The sequence below is a fragment of the Oceanobacillus sp. E9 genome, from assembly GCF_001741975.1.
Lineage (GTDB): Bacteria > Bacillota > Bacilli > Bacillales > Amphibacillaceae > Oceanobacillus > Oceanobacillus kimchii.
Map to the genome: position 1 here is coordinate 411437 of NZ_LSNA01000006.1, position 15471 is coordinate 426907.

Sequence of the window (15471 nt, forward strand, 5' to 3'; positions counted from 1 at the left end):
TAAAAATTTACCCCCCGCTACAAGAAATTGGGGCTTAGCCAAACGAAATTCCCCGTTGAATGAAATTTCACTTTCTCTTAATCTTATGTTGCTGACATAATTTGAACAGGAATAAGCATAAGATTAACCAAGCAAAGGAGGAGTTCGTATGAGCTATTGTTTGGGAATTGATGGAGGTGGTTCAACAACCACGATGGCAATATCAGATAATACAGGGAATATTGTTGCTCATGTTCAGGGTGGTCCTTCTAATTTACAAGCTACTTCACTAGATGAAATAAAGGATCGATTTGAACAGTTAATTCAAAAATTAGAAAAGCAAGGTGGAGGGAGGATAAGTCAAATCACTTCTGTTTTTGCAGGAATTGCAGGAACAGGTTATGAGAAAAATAGATATTGGGTCGAAAGCTTATTGAATGAATTATTACCGCACGTTGAAAAAAAACTAGTTTTACCTGATATGATAAATGCATTATATTCAGGTACTTTTGGCGAATCAGGGATTGTACAAATAGCGGGAACGGGTTCGGTGACTTATGGAATTAATCCAGACGGAAAAGAAGTGCGCGTAGGAGGATGGGGGTATTTATTTGGAGATGAAGGTAGCGGTACTACATTAGGAATGAAGGCCCTACAAGTTTCACTTCGATATTTTGATGGTAGAGGAGAACCTACTATTCTTTTGGAAATAATCCAAGAACATTATAAAACAAATGATCCACAAGAAATTATTTCGGGAATCTATCAATCAAATCAGGTGAAACAAGAAGTAGCAAAGATTGCCCCCATGGTATTCCAAGCAGCTTTGAGAGAAGATCAATTAGCAAAACAGTTAATATATGAAGCTGCAAATGAACTTGCGTTGTCTATTGAAACAGCAGTAAACCAATTATATACAAGTGAAGAAAAACCAATTCCTGTAATCTTAAGTGGAGGTTTATTTCAAACAGAATTAATCCATACTTACTTAAAAGAAATGCTTGCTGCAAATGCTTCTGTTCATTTGATAAAGCCAACTCTTCCTCCTGTTGGTGGAGCGATTATCGGTGCGCAAATATTAATTGGTAATGAATTGACCGAAGAATTTCGACAGCATTTACAACAATCCTTTGATCAATTAAAGGAGAAAAGCTAGCAAACTATAAATGATTTGCTAGCTTTTTTTAGTATAAATATTAGATTAGCTAAGTATACTTTATTAGATTTACATAAAAGCCTGATTAGCCTTTTTTGTAAATTATTGGAAATAACATGGGTTTTAAACCCATGTGTTTCATAGAAATATTTATTAAAAGGGGGGGAGTTTCAGATGAAGAAAAGCAGTTATCTACTAAGTTTAATGTTTGTTATTTCACTTTTTCTTGTAGCTTGTAACTCAGATGAAGAAGGTAAAGAAGATGGGGATAAAGGAAATACAGGAGAAGCTCAAACTGGTGAAATTGCTGGAGATCTAGAAATACAATATTTTGTTGGTGGATATGGCGATGCTTGGTGGAAAGAGATTATCGGTGATTTCCAGGAAGCATACCCAGATGTAAATATTATAGAGCATGCTGGACCAAATATTAATGAAGAGATGCGATCACGTTGGGTTTCCAATGATCCACCAGATGTTGTCTATATTGATGGAGCAGGTTCCAATGAAACACAAATGGTGGAAGATGGGCAATTAATGAATCTTACTGAATGGTTAGATGGCATTGAATTGGAAGGTGGAGATAAGTTACAGGAGAGTTTTATCGTAGATCCTTCTGATTATGATGGAGAGATTTATACTTTACCTCTTGTGTTTGATACGTGGGGAACTTGGTATGATCGTGCATTATTTGAAGAAAAAGGATATACAGTTCCTACAGATTTCGATTCATTTATGGAATCAATGAGAGAAATTAAGAGTGGTGAAGACATTGAGCCTTTTGTAACTAGTGGTCAGCATCCATATTATTTTATTCGTGGCATGTTATTCCCGGCATTTGCTGCTGCTGGTGGAGAAGAATATCTATCTGACTTAATTAAGGGTGAAGAAGGTGCATGGAGTAGTGAAGAAACCTTAGAAATCATGAAGAATGTGGAACAAATGGTCGACGAAGGAATGATTGATTCTGGTTTAGGAGCGTTAAATCATACACAATCACAAATGAATTTCTTGTTACATGATAATGCTTTTATACCAGTAGGCTTCTGGCTTCCAAATGAGATGGCTAACGATATTCCAGAAGGATTTGATTTCGGATTTATACCTTCACCAATGCAAGAGGCAGGGGAGCCATATGCGATTGTTCCAGATTTACGACCTTTAGCAATAGCTGAAAATGCAGAGAACCCGGAAGCTGCGAAAGCTTTCGTTGAGTTTGTATTCACAAGAGAGTATGCAGTTTCCTTCTCGGAACATACTGGAGCAATTATGAATTTGACTGATGTAGATTTAACGCAGAGTGATAAAGTTCCTGCTTACTTAACAGAAGCGAATGAAATGATTAATGATCCTTCCATCGTGCAGATATACAATAAGCCGCACCCTATGAGTGCAGATCTAGAGACGCCAATTGGTAATGCACTAATGTCGTTGATGCTTGGAAATGCTACAGCAGAACAATTTATTGAGGAAGCAGAGAAAGCAGCTGAAGCATATAGATAGCATATGTGTGAATGAGGCTCGGACATTGTCCAGTCTCATTCGGTATATTTTTTAGAAGAGAGTGGTTTGATGGTTCAGTCCAAAAAGCAAAAGTATACATTTCTAGCTGTATGTCTTATCCCAACATTCATTATGTTTAGCATTTTTACACTCTATCCATTGTTTAGTGGATTGTATTATTCGTTTTTTGAATGGTCGGGTTCTTCACAAGTGAAGACATTTATTGGTCTAGATAATTATATCCAATTATTTAAAGATGCGATTGTTCCAGATACGATAATCCATGATTATTTTTTAGTTGTGACAAAAGTGATTGGAATTATGATAATGGCAATGTTTTTTGCTGTGGCACTTACACAATTAAAACTTAAAGAAGCTCCCTTTTATCGAATCGTGTTCTTCTTTCCAAATATTATGTCAGTGGTTGTTATAGGTATATTATGGATGTTTATCTATAACCCAACAATGGGTTTAGTCAATTCTGGATTAGAAATGCTGGGATTAGGTGATTGGGCAAAACCATGGTTAGGTAGTGAAAAATGGGCATTGCCAAGTCTTGTTTTACCATCTATTTGGGCTGGTATTGGTTTATTTATGTTGATGTTAATGGGAGGTATATCCAATATATCAAAAAGCTATTATGAAGCAGCTGATATTGATGGAGCAAGTGAATGGACAAAATTTTGGAAAGTAACACTTCCATTAGTCTGGCCACAGGTGAAGATATCTATTTTATATATCGTGATTACTACGCTCAATGGTTCATTTGTTATTGTGCAGGTAATGACAGGCGGTGGGCCAAATAACTCTACCCATGTGATGGGATCCTATTTATATCAGCAAGCTTTTGTACAATTCAACTTTGGTTATGGAGCAACAATTGGCGTAATGATTTTAGTATTATCATTGATTACAGTATTACTTTTACAGTTTGTATTACGGAGGGATAAAGTAGAGTACTAGCATAGCTAGGTGTGCCTGAGGGGGAATTATTTTGAAACGAAGCGTAGGTCAAGTATTGGGTAGGGCGGGAATACGAATCCCTTTAATCCTTTGGAGTATAGCAGTCTTATATCCAATCATTTGGATGTTCATTGGCTCTTTAAAATCAAATGCAGAAATTTACCGAAATCCTTGGGGATTCCCCGAAATCTTGAATTGGCAAAACTATGTGAATGCCTGGTCAAATTACAATATCGATACTAGCGTATGGAATAGTCTTATTGTTACCTTAGTCGGAACAATGTTAACTCTATTAATGGCAATACCAACAGCCTATGCGATAGAACGTATTAATTTTAAAGGAAGCAAGCTTTTATTTACACTTTATGTATCAGCGATGATGATTCCGATGGTATTAGGTTGGATTCCATTATTTTTTCTATTGTCGAATATTGGACTGCTTGATAATGTTTTTGGATTAGCAATTGTTTACAGTGTAAGCCAGCTTCCATTTACTATATTTGTATTGACAAGCTTTATGAGCACCATTCCAAAATCATTAGAAGAAGCTGCTTCTATTGATGGAATGTCTCCATATGGTGTGTTATGGAAAATAGTTACACCATTAAGTATGTCAGGAATTATAACAGTAACAATAATGAATGCTATTCAATTTTGGAATGAATATTTTATGGCGTTAATTTTCTTGAATTCTAGTGAAAATTACACGCTTGCATTGGCAATTGATTTTATAAGTAATGAGGCACAGTATACAAATGCATGGGGTACATTATTTGCAAGTCTTGTTATCGCCATAATTCCAGTAATTATTTTATACGCAATTTTTCAAAGAAGGATTGCTAAAGGTATGACGGAAGGAGCAATTAAAGGGTAATATTAAAATAATAGAATCTAATTTCTTATTAAGCTACTTTGTAACAAAAGTTATTTTACTCTGTTCGATTTCCATTGCATACGGCCGCTTTTTAGCAGGAACGACTTCAACTAACTAGGGCTGAGCAGTAATACAGCTACTGAATTAATATAAAAGGTTTGTTTTTCTTGTATTAAAGGAATACGTATTAGGACACGTTATTGTTATTGGAGGAGAATAGAAGTGGCTAAAAACTATATTTATGGAAATACCCCATGCTTTTTAGATGGTGAGAAAGTATCTTTACAGGACAACTCCTATAAGAATAAGGATGTTCTCATTTACGGTGTTCCGTGGGAAGGTGCCGTCACATGGGGAGATTACACCGGTTGCGAACTTGGTCCAAAAGCAATTAGATTAAATTCAGAACGATACTCTGGTTATTTACCAGAATTAAATGATATCGATGTATTAAAGCATTACTCTTTTGGAGATTTAGGGGATGTAGATGTAGTGCCTGCAGATTCTCCAGAAACAATGCGAAGAATAGAAAACTTTGCCAGTAATGTTTGGGAGACTGGGAAATTTCCAATTGCATTTGGTGGAGATCATGGCATTACTTATCCAATAGTACAAGCATTAAGTAATGAAGTAGAAGGAAAGGTGGGGATTATTCATCTAGATGCACATTATGATAATCATCCTGATTATAATGGTGATCTTTATGCAAGAAGTACACCTTTTCATCGTATTTATGAAAGTGAAAGCGTACGTAATAAGAGTATTGTCCATATGGGGATTCATGGTCCACGAAATAAACCAGAAACAGGAACATATGCAAATGAAGTAGGAGCAACTACCATTTCCGTTCGTGAAATTAAACAAGCAAACAATCAACTTCATGAGCTAGCTAAAAAAGCGTATGATATTGCAAGTGAAGGTACCGATGCTGTTTATTTAAGTATTTGTAGTGATGTCTTGGATTTTGCATTCAACCCTGGTGGTCCAGTAGATGGTAATGGATTAACATCATATGAGTTGTTGGAACTTATTTTGGAATTTTCACAGATGGGAATAAATGGAATGGATTATGTAGAAGTCTATCCACAACAAGATGCTAACGATAACTCATCTCATTTTGTTACCTATGCTGTTCTATATGCATTAGCTGGTAAGTTAATACACGACGAAAAAGAAAAAAGATAATTATAATAGGCTGAGTCATACTATGGGCGGGGAAAGGGAAGCACCTCCATAGAGAGTCTCCCATATTTTCTGTCATATCCCCAATATGTCTTAGTCTATCTGTAAAAAATATCCAACTAATCCATCATTGATGAGGAATGCCTGCATATATAGTCCTGACTTTTATTTTAAATTCATACAATATGCACTTGCTTGTAAATATGCTCACAAGTATGATGAAACAATAAAGGAGGGAATCGATGACACCCGAAATGATAGATCGATTACTAATGAATATTACAGAACTTTTAAATGAAGTCGAGAACATTCAGGAAAATAGCTATCAAATGGATGAATTGGTGAAGGAATTAGAATCAAAAATAGAAAATATGGAATCAAATATAGATGATTTAGAAAAAAATGCTAATCAATTGAATGACCGATTTTTCTCAGTAATAGATAAGGCGAAGGATACTATAAATGCTCGACATGTTGGGTAAGTCTATATTTATATAGGCCTTCTTCAATGAAGAAAGCCTTTTTTTATTAGCAAAATTTAGAAGAATAACAGTCCAATTGATATGGGAATAAAGCTAAATATTAAAATCATTACACAAAAGCCCATAATATCTCGAACTTTTAATCCTGCAATCGCAAGTGCCGGAAGTGCCCAAAAAGGCTGTATCATATTTGTCCATGCATCTCCCCATGCAATACCCATTGCTGTTTTTGATGTGTCTGCGCCAATTTCAAGTGCAGCTTCAATCATAATTGGACCTTGTATTGCCCACTGTCCACCACCAGATGGAATGAAGAAATTAACGATACCCGCGCTAATAAAAGATAAAAATGGAAGTGTATATTCAGTAGAAATATTCACAAACCACATAGACAATACCTCTGAAATTCCCGAATCAACCATCATTCCCATAATTCCTGCATAAAACGGAAATTGAATAATAATCGCTCCAGCATTTTTAACGCCTTGACTGACATTATCGAGAAACTGCCTCGGCGTCTTATGCAGGATAATACCTAGAAACAGAAAGATGAAATTAACGATATTAATATTTAAATTAAATCCGTTTGTTACAAAATAATAGACGATAAAACTTAAGCCTAAAAAACCAATTATCATTGAAACAATTGAACTATTTTCTAATTTTTCAGCAGGTGTAGTTGGTTGAATATTAGTGTGTGTATATGGTTCTTCCTCTATTTGTTGAACTTTTTCAGCAAAATACGTTTTATTAGCTGAAACCCCACTTAAAAGATAACGATTAAATAAAGGTAGTGCCACTAATAAAGTGATAACAATAAACAAATTATAAGGACTAAATAATGTTTCCGTGATGGGAATGATACCTACTTGTCCTTCTAGGAAATGACCTGATGTGGCAATAGTTAATGGTACAGAACCGGAAAACCCACCATGCCAGATCAAAAAACCACTATAAGCACTAGCAATTAGTAAGCGATAATCTGCTGTTGGAACTTGCCTTGCTACGTGAGTGGCAAATAAAGCACCTACTACTAGTCCAAATCCATAATTGATAAAACAAGCAATTAATGCAACAAAAGTAACTAAAATAATTGCCTGAGCTGGTGTTTTTGCTATTTTACTTAGCTTAGATAAGTATTTTTTGACAACATTAGTACTTGCTAAAATGTATCCCGTAATTACGACAAGTGACATCTGCATTGCAAATTCTAATAATCCCCAAAAGCCGTTTCCCCAGAATTGAACCATTTCAATTGGCCCGTTACCAGTAAATAATAACCCAATAAAAAATACAGCAATTGTTAATATAATGGCAAATAAAAAGGCATCGGGCAGATACCGTTGAACCATTCTATCGAAAAAAGAAGTTACCGTTTTCAATTTATTTTCTCTCCTTTAAAACTGCTACATTACAACTTATACATATTACATACTATAATTCTAATAAAGAAGAATAGCAAATAGATAGAGAAAGGAATTTGTTAGTAGGAGGATACATTAAGATGAAGATATTTTAGATGATTAGTGGATAATTCTATGTAACCCAACCCCATCATTTTTAGATGGTGTTGGAAATCAAACTAGTTAGCTTCTTGGTACGTTGAATAGAATTCCGATTGGAGTTTTTCAGTATATTCCCAAAAGGTATAGCCTTTTGTCCAATCATAATTTTGTATTATATCAATCGTCTTAATTTGTAATTCTTGTAATAAATCTTCGCGTTCTTGGTAATTGGTTTGTAGAAGTGATTGTTTCATTTTTGGTTCGAATAAATGAAGGATGGTTTCTAGAGACTCTAGGTCATTTTCCAGTTGAACACGTTTGGTTAACTCAATGAGTCTAGTCATGTCATATCCCTCCTTAAATCTTTAATAAGATCGGATAGATTTTTTGAGTGATCTTCGAGCTGCTTTATTCGAACTTCATAACGAATTAATAAGAATAAGGTAACCATAACAGGGAATCCAACATTTTCTAACAAGGATGTAAGATAGGTCATGATTGAAATATCGCTCATCATTCTCCCTCCCTTTGCAAAAACGAGTAAATGTTTTGCAATGCCTTTTTCCTTGTTTTGCTAATCGTTTGTTGTGAGACTCCATCTATTTGAGCGATTTCAGTGTCCGTACACTCATGAATATACGCTGCTTCGAGAATGAATTTCTGTCTTGCTGTTAATTCGTTGATAGCCTTATGAATAATAGGATTTTCAACTCTATTTTCTAAACGTTCTTCCGTTTGAAAAGCTTCTTGTTCCAAGGATTTCTTAGATGGAATTAATTCCATCCATGTGGTTACTTGGGAGTCGTGATATCGTGGTCGGTCGAGAATGAGCATCTGCCTCTTGGTATTACGACGATATCGTTGATCATAGCGGATAGCAAACCTGCGAATTTCATTTGATAAAAGACTAATTAGTGATATTTCTGAGAAGTGTTCTTTAAACTTTTTATCTAAGATCCTTGTGGCATCAGAGCTCGGACAACGTAGAGATTCTTCTAATAACGCCCAATGTTCCTGTGATTGCATAAATGACTGAAGCAAAGCATTACGAAAGATTAGCTCATTATCTTTGACAAAATTCTGTGCACAATGAAATTGACGAATTTCTTCAGGTGATACGCCTTGATTACTCATCCTTATTCTCCTCCCTTCTATAATGTAATAAAGGCAAAATAAATGATTTGTTCACAACCAAGAAATGGTTAATTTTGTATATTATATTGAAAATTTACAATTTTTTCTAATTTCATATTACCTAGAGTAATAATAGGTATTTAGGTCTTGTTTTATATAGGAAATCAACTAATAGTAAATAATCTAGGTAATAATAACTGTAAAACGTTAATGCTATGGAGAAAAATTGTATTACATTATAGAAATAAATGGAATAATAACAGCAGTTTTTCTTGATTTCAATCATAGGAACCAGGATATTAGTCTTGTTTTTTTATAACAAAAAAATTTCAAAAATAATACATGTTTTAAAAAAAGTTATGAGTATATCTTATACACTATGGAAATATCTAGAGACAATTTATCTTATTGCAAAAAATTACAACTCTACTTCTACAAAAGTTATAAAAATTACCGATAAAAAGATTAGTAACTTTTGTTAATAGGAGGATATCAATGGATAAGACATCAATTATTGGATTAATATTAGGCCTCATTGCCGTTGGAGTTGGAATGGTATTAAAAGGGGTGGGACTGGAAGCTCTTATTAACCCAGCAGCAATTTTAATTATTTTATTAGGGACTGCGGCAGCAGTTACGATAGCATTTCCTGGAAGTACTTTAAAGAAGATACCTGCACTTTTTAAGATTATATTTACAGAACCTAAACAAGCAAACACCAAAGAAATAATTGAAATGTTTAGTGAGTGGGCGGATCAAACAAGAAAAGAAGGAATCTTGTCACTAGAGCAGCAAGTTAATGAAGTCGATGATCCCTTTTTATCATCAGGTTTACAACTTGCTATTGATGGACAATCTCCAGATTTTATAAAAGATATTATGCTTGAAAAGATAGAGGCAATGGAACAGCGGCATGAAGAAGGGGCAGCTATCTTTACTCAGGCAGGTACATATGCTCCAACGCTAGGAGTTCTAGGAGCGGTTATTGGATTGATAGCTGCTTTGGGGGACATGTCGGATATTGATGCACTAGGTGCTGCCATATCAGCTGCATTTATTGCGACCTTATTAGGGATATTTACTGGTTATGTTCTATGGCATCCATTTGCAAATAAATTACGTGAAAAATCGAAAAGAGAAGTTTTACAAAAAGAAATTATTGTTGAAGGAATTTTATCAATTACTACTGGGGATTCCCGTTTAATCGTTCAGGAAAAACTTGGTTCTTTACTTACATCAAAAGATGTAGCTTCGTTAAAAGAGGGGAATTCGGATGAGTAGGAGACGGAAGAAGAAAAGCCAATCACATATGGATGAATCTTGGTTGCTTCCTTATGCAGACCTACTTACTCTATTAGTTGCTTTGTTTATCGTATTGTTTGCCATGAGTGATATTAATATACAAAAATATGAGCAACTCGCAAGCGTATTTCGAAGTGAATTTTCTAATGCAGGATCTGGAGTCCTTGACCATCAAGAAATGCCCGTACCACCTCCAGTTGAAGAAGGCACCGAAGAAGATGAAGACGAGGATATAGAAGAACAGGATGAAGAAGTAGACCAAAGCGAAAGTGAATTAAGAGATTTACAAGCATTACAGACACAAATTAATCATTATATAAAAGACCATGAACTGACAGAACAATTGGGTACGGAATTAACGGATGAAGGATTAATGATAACTTTGGTTAATGAAGTATTTTTTGATTCAGGAAGTGCAGAAGTAAAAGAAACTAGCAAAGAAATAGCAAACGATGTTTCCGCCTTATTATATACAGAGCCGCCGCATCAAGTAGTGATTAGTGGACATGCAGATGATGTCCCGATTGAAACAGAAGAATATAATTCGAATTGGGAATTAAGTGTTTCGCGAGCAATTAATTTTATGACGTTAATCTTAGAGAATAAAGAGTTAGATCCTACTTTGTTTAGTGCAAAAGGATACGGAGAATTTCATCCAATTGTACCGAATACGAGTCCTGAAAACAGAGCAATAAACAGACGTGTGGAAGTATTAATATTACCAAATTATGATATTCAAGTACCAGAATAATAATGATATTAAAGAGGTTTGGACATAACACAAAGTTTATTTAAAGAAGATGAACAATGTACTAACGTATACCCTTAAGCCTTAAGTACTGTTCCTTCAATAAAACTTCTGTCCGACCTCTTTTTCATTATTAAATCTGTTACTTTATCTACTAATTACACTTTATATATACAGGGAAGTGCCGATATAAATACTAGGGAAATAGTTCTAATAAATTCCATACATAATTATATGAGGCAATTCAATTTCTTAATTGCTAAGTTTCATTCAAAAACGAATATTTTAGTAATAGTTGTATGATAATGTTCGAAGTATAAGAATAACTTGGCTTTGATTGTAATGAAAGACGGCGACTCCTACTCAGAATAGCTAGCTGAATATCAACTTGAAAAGTGTTCTTCTTTTCAAGTTAGCTAAAAACCGGAACCTGCGGAAAAGCATCCGTCTAATGAAAATCAAAACAGCATGACATTCGGATTTCACATAAAAATCTTATTATGAAATTGATTCATATAAAAAGAATAGAATGAAAAAGAGGAAAGGATACATGACCTATGGAGACAGAGCAATACTTAGATATGTTTTTAGATGAAAGCAGAGAACACCTTCAAATAATTAATGATAATATCTTACAGTTAGAAAAAGAACCCGAAGATATTAGTATCGTCAATGAAATATTTCGATCTGCCCATACGTTAAAAGGAATGTCAGCTACAATGGGATTTGAGGATATCGCTTCCTTAACCCATAAGATGGAAAATGTATTAGATTTAATCCGTAATCATCAGTTAACTGTCAATTCTGAAATCATAGATAGCATTATCGTAGGAATAGAGTATTTGGAAGAAATGGTTCAGTCTATTAGTGAAGGTAATGATGGAAAAAAAGATGTTACTACCCTTTTATCACGATTAGAACAAATCGAAAAAGGTGAGGTTGCAGCGACAACGGAAACGATAATTATACCTGACCAACAAGTAAATACAGTAGATGTAGAAAAATTGGATTTAGATGAATTTCAATTAACCATTTTAAAACAAGCGAAAGAACAAGGATTTGAACCATATCAAATATCAATAGAATTAAGTGATGAATGTATTCTTAAAGGTGCGAGAGCCTATATGGTGTTTGAAGCTTTAGAAAGTCATGGAGAGATTATTCAAACTACACCAACAGTTGAAGAAATTGAAGACGGAAACTTCGGACAATCATTTCAATTAACATTGCTAACAGGTGATTCATCAAATACCATTAAAGAAATTATTGAAAAGGTATCTGAAGTGAAAGAAGCAAATATACAACTTCTTTCTAAAACATTGGGTTCAGTCGAGAGTGAAAAAGAAAGTATTAAAAAAGACAATGAAGCAGTAGATATTCAACCTGCAGTTGTGAAGAAAGAAGAGAATTCAAAAAACAAATCAGAAAAAAGAACATCCTCTTCTCGAACAATTCGTGTTAATTTAGAAAAAATCGATGATTTATTAAATTTATTTGAAGAAGTGGTAATAGATCGCAGCCGATTAGAAGTAATATCAGAAACAATAGATGATATAGATTTAAAGGAAACTGTCGAACATATGAGTAGAGTTTCGTCAGACATGCAATCTCTTATTTTGGCTATGCGCATGGTTCCGATTGAACAAGTATTCAATCGTTTTCCACGTATGATTAGAGGGTTATCCAAAGATCTAAATAAACAAATTTCATTAGAAATAATCGGTGCAGATACTGAATTAGACCGTACTGTTATTGATGAAATCGGCGATCCTTTAGTGCATCTGATACGCAATTCAGTCGATCATGGTATTGAGATACCAGAAGAACGTAGAAAACATGGTAAACCGGAAGAAGGTAAACTCGTTCTACGTGCTTTCCATAGCGGAAACCATGTTTTTATAGAAATAGAGGATGACGGAGCAGGTATAAATCGAGATAAGGTGCAGTCTAAAGCGATTGAAAATGGATTAATAACAGAACAAGAAGCAGAATTATTAACCGATGACCAAATAGCTGCATTTATAATGTCATCTGGATTTAGTACAGCCGATAAGGTATCGGATATCTCAGGACGCGGAGTAGGACTTGATGTCGTAAAAAGTAAAATTGAATCTCTAGGGGGTCAAGTCTCCATTGAAACGAACGCGGGGCAAGGCAGTATATTTTCCATTCAGCTACCTTTAACATTATCAATAATTGCTACTTTACTTGTTTCTGTTCAAAAAGAAACATATGCTGTACCACTTTCTTCCATCATAGAAACAGTTGTTTTACCGAAGAATAAAATAATGCTTGCACACGGAAAAGAAGTAATGGATTTTAGAGGTAAAGTCATTCCAATTGTATCGTTAGCTTCTATATTCAATGTTCCGGCAATGGAAAAGAAACCAGATCAACAAAATTATGCAATTGTTGTTGTGAAAAAAGGGGAAAAACTGACGGGACTTATCGTTGACGCTTTCATTGGACAAAAAGAAGTCGTGTTAAAATCATTAGGAAATTACCTAGGCGAAGTTTTTGCCATTTCAGGAGCAACAATACTAGGGGATGGTGAAGTAGCGTTAATTATTGATCCCAATGCATTAGTCAAGTAAGGAGGAAACAAGATGGTAGAGTCTAAGAAATATATACTGTTCAAACTACAAGAGCAAATATTTGCAGTAAATGTTCAACAAATTATATCAATTGAAAGAATGCAGACAATAACTGAAGTTCCACGTACATCCGAGTTTATAAAAGGCGTGACTAAACTACGAGGAGAAACTACTCCTGTTATTGATTTAAGAGAAAGATTACTACTAAATCAGTTAGAAGAGACAGATAATACAAGAATACTAGTCGTACATGTAAATGAGATGCAAATTGGAATGGTAGTGGATGCTGCTACAGAAGTAATCGATATTGAGGAAGAAATGATAGAAGAACCTCCAAAGTTAGTTGGAAAAGTTCGCGATACCTTCTTAAAAGGAGTAGCAAAAGTTGATAAACGTTTATTATTAATTCTTCAATTAGAACAAATTATTAACTTTGAAGAAACTAATGAACTAATAGAAGTATTGGAAGAAGAAATTTAATTGATTTTTAACATATATAGCTTCTAGAAGGATTCAAAAATCCGCTAGAAGCTTTTTTATTTCCCAGGAAATATGTAAATTACTCGATTATATTGTCCATATGTGTAGAAGAGAATCCTTCTTAGAATACGTATCGAGCATGTAAATCAGCAGAGATTGAACAGTTCAAGCCATTAAGGTTAAGAGAAAGAGGATAGGTAGGGATAAATTCCACATAAATAATGATGTACATTTTGTAGGGAAATAAGGAAAAATCCTCTGAATGTGTCTCACTTAATGTGTTATAGTAATTATTGGAAGTAACAGAATTTTTATACAAAGAAGGTCATACATATGAAGAAAGACAATAAATATGGAGTGAAGGACGCTTTTTTTTGGAGAATATCATTTGCTTTAGCACTAGGTTCCTTTTTTATTTTTGCTAGTCTCTATGCCGTACAACCTTTATCGAGTGTCTTTGTACAGGAATTTCAGATATCCGTGTCTCAATCAACATTAACTATATCTATGAATATCGTTGGTCTGATTATTGGATTAATTATTTTTGGTTTTATTTCCGATCGAATTGGTAGAACCGTATTTATTAAATTATCCTTAATAGGTGCTGCTATTCCATTCTTATTAATACCTATGGTTGATTATTTTATATTAATTATTACGCTTCGTTTTGTGCAAGGATTTCTGCTTGCTGGTTTACCAGCTGCAGCACTTGCTTATATTAGTGAAGAAATAGATCGGCGAAGTGCTAGTATAGCGACTGCTCTCTATATATCTAGTAACGCACTAGGAGGTATGGTTGGAAGAGTATTAACAGGTTCACTAGCTGCTGAGTTCTCATGGGAAATAGGATTTTATGTATTAGCCGCATTAGGTATTTTTATTTTTATACTTATGACTCTATTATTACCGAAATCAAAATTTTTTCATCCTAGTAAAGTCAGTATAGGTAAAGATTTACAGGGAATGTTATATCATTTAAAGGATCCATCCATGATTGTCGTCTTTGGACTAGGTGTTGTATTGCAGTATGCTTTTACTTCCATTTGGACATTTTTACCTTTCCATCTTGAGTCAGATACTTTCTCAATGTCACTACAAGGGATTTCTAACACATTCTACGCATATGGTTTAGGAATTATCGGTGCACCAATGGCAGGATGGTTAGCTAGTAGACTTGGGTTACCGAATGTTCAAATAGGAGGGATTGTAGTATTATGTCTTGGAACTGCACTTACTTTGAGTACATCAGTGCCAGTTATTGTAATAGGACTATGTATCATTTGTTTAGGTTTCTTCACTACACATTCTTTAACTGCAGCTTCTGTTACAGAGAGAGCCACGCATCATAAAGGAAGTGCATCTAGTTTATATCTAGTGTCTTATTATATTGGCGTAACATTAGGAAGTTCTGCAGGACCTTTATGGAATATGTTTGGATGGAACGGCATTTTTACGGTAGCATTAATGTTACCTCTTATTTACATTCTGTTGAAGCGATATGTGCAATTTCGGGTTGATAAAAAGCGCGAAAATAAAGAAACTGCTATATAAAAGATGATCGAAAATGTT

Annotated in this window: 15 protein-coding genes; 11 read left to right on the forward strand and 4 right to left on the reverse strand. The window is 34.4% G+C overall.

The genetic code is table 11. The annotated features are described in order from the left end of the window. Positions 1-148: 148 nt before the first annotated feature. The 6 genes from AQ616_RS08845 to AQ616_RS08870 all read left to right on the forward strand — a co-directional run bounded on the left by AQ616_RS08845 (position 149) and on the right by AQ616_RS08870 (position 6139). Positions 149-1135 (forward strand): N-acetylglucosamine kinase, encoded by a 987-nt coding sequence (locus AQ616_RS08845; RefSeq protein ID WP_069685575.1) that lies wholly within the window; start codon positions 149-151, stop codon positions 1133-1135. A gap of 174 nt (positions 1136-1309) precedes the next feature. Continuing rightward, positions 1310-2638: an ABC transporter substrate-binding protein gene (locus tag AQ616_RS08850; RefSeq protein ID WP_069685576.1), complete on the forward strand. Its 1329-nt coding sequence runs from the start codon at positions 1310-1312 to the stop codon at positions 2636-2638. A 69-nt stretch (positions 2639-2707) separates the two neighbouring features. Beyond that, on the forward strand, positions 2708-3601 hold the full coding sequence (locus AQ616_RS08855; RefSeq protein WP_069685577.1) for a carbohydrate ABC transporter permease: 894 nt from the start codon (positions 2708-2710) through the stop codon (positions 3599-3601). Positions 3602-3632: 31 nt separating this feature from the next. Next, on the forward strand, positions 3633-4475 hold the full coding sequence (locus AQ616_RS08860) for a carbohydrate ABC transporter permease (protein ID WP_017797739.1): 843 nt from the start codon (positions 3633-3635) through the stop codon (positions 4473-4475). A 222-nt stretch (positions 4476-4697) separates the two neighbouring features. Beyond that, the gene (locus AQ616_RS08865) at positions 4698-5660 is read left to right on the forward strand and encodes an agmatinase family protein (protein ID WP_069685578.1); all 963 of its coding nucleotides are present in this window, start codon (positions 4698-4700) and stop codon (positions 5658-5660) included. 239 nt (positions 5661-5899) lie between these two features. Continuing rightward, positions 5900-6139, forward strand: coding sequence for a hypothetical protein (locus AQ616_RS08870; RefSeq protein WP_017797737.1), 240 nt, complete (start codon positions 5900-5902; stop codon positions 6137-6139). A 56-nt stretch (positions 6140-6195) separates the two neighbouring features. Here the strand turns inward: AQ616_RS08870 and AQ616_RS08875 are convergent, their stop codons facing one another. From AQ616_RS08875 to AQ616_RS08885, 4 genes are all read right to left on the reverse strand, one after another. Then, positions 6196-7521 carry a short-chain fatty acid transporter gene (locus AQ616_RS08875; RefSeq protein WP_069685579.1) on the reverse strand — a complete coding sequence of 442 codons (1326 nt, stop codon included), beginning with the start codon at positions 7519-7521 and terminating at the stop codon, positions 6196-6198. Positions 7522-7721: 200 nt separating this feature from the next. Then, positions 7722-7988 carry a helix-turn-helix domain-containing protein gene (locus AQ616_RS08880; protein ID WP_017797735.1) on the reverse strand — a complete coding sequence of 89 codons (267 nt, stop codon included), beginning with the start codon at positions 7986-7988 and terminating at the stop codon, positions 7722-7724. Continuing rightward, positions 7985-8158 carry a YvrJ family protein gene (locus AQ616_RS19195; protein ID WP_017797734.1) on the reverse strand — a complete coding sequence of 58 codons (174 nt, stop codon included), beginning with the start codon at positions 8156-8158 and terminating at the stop codon, positions 7985-7987. The genes AQ616_RS08880 and AQ616_RS19195 overlap by 4 nt, the downstream gene beginning before the upstream one ends. Continuing rightward, complete coding sequence (locus AQ616_RS08885; protein ID WP_017797733.1) at positions 8158-8778, reverse strand: sigma-70 family RNA polymerase sigma factor; 621 nt, start codon at positions 8776-8778, stop codon at positions 8158-8160. The genes AQ616_RS19195 and AQ616_RS08885 overlap by 1 nt, the downstream gene beginning before the upstream one ends. Before the next feature lie 495 nt (positions 8779-9273). On the opposite strand from AQ616_RS08885, the gene motA reads away from it, so the two are divergent. The 5 genes from motA (at position 9274) to AQ616_RS08910 (ending at position 15453) form a co-directional block, all read left to right on the forward strand. Next, positions 9274-10059 carry a flagellar motor stator protein MotA gene (gene motA / locus AQ616_RS08890; protein WP_017797732.1) on the forward strand — a complete coding sequence of 262 codons (786 nt, stop codon included), beginning with the start codon at positions 9274-9276 and terminating at the stop codon, positions 10057-10059. Continuing rightward, positions 10052-10831, forward strand: coding sequence for a flagellar motor protein MotB (motB, locus tag AQ616_RS08895; protein ID WP_017797731.1), 780 nt, complete (start codon positions 10052-10054; stop codon positions 10829-10831). The genes motA and motB overlap by 8 nt, the downstream gene beginning before the upstream one ends. A gap of 554 nt (positions 10832-11385) precedes the next feature. Further along, on the forward strand, positions 11386-13422 hold the full coding sequence (locus AQ616_RS08900; protein ID WP_069685580.1) for a chemotaxis protein CheA: 2037 nt from the start codon (positions 11386-11388) through the stop codon (positions 13420-13422). A gap of 12 nt (positions 13423-13434) precedes the next feature. Further along, positions 13435-13902 carry a chemotaxis protein CheW gene (locus AQ616_RS08905; protein ID WP_017797729.1) on the forward strand — a complete coding sequence of 156 codons (468 nt, stop codon included), beginning with the start codon at positions 13435-13437 and terminating at the stop codon, positions 13900-13902. Between the two features lie 333 nt (positions 13903-14235). Next, positions 14236-15453 carry an MFS transporter gene (locus AQ616_RS08910; protein ID WP_069685581.1) on the forward strand — a complete coding sequence of 406 codons (1218 nt, stop codon included), beginning with the start codon at positions 14236-14238 and terminating at the stop codon, positions 15451-15453. Positions 15454-15471 lie beyond the last annotated feature (18 nt).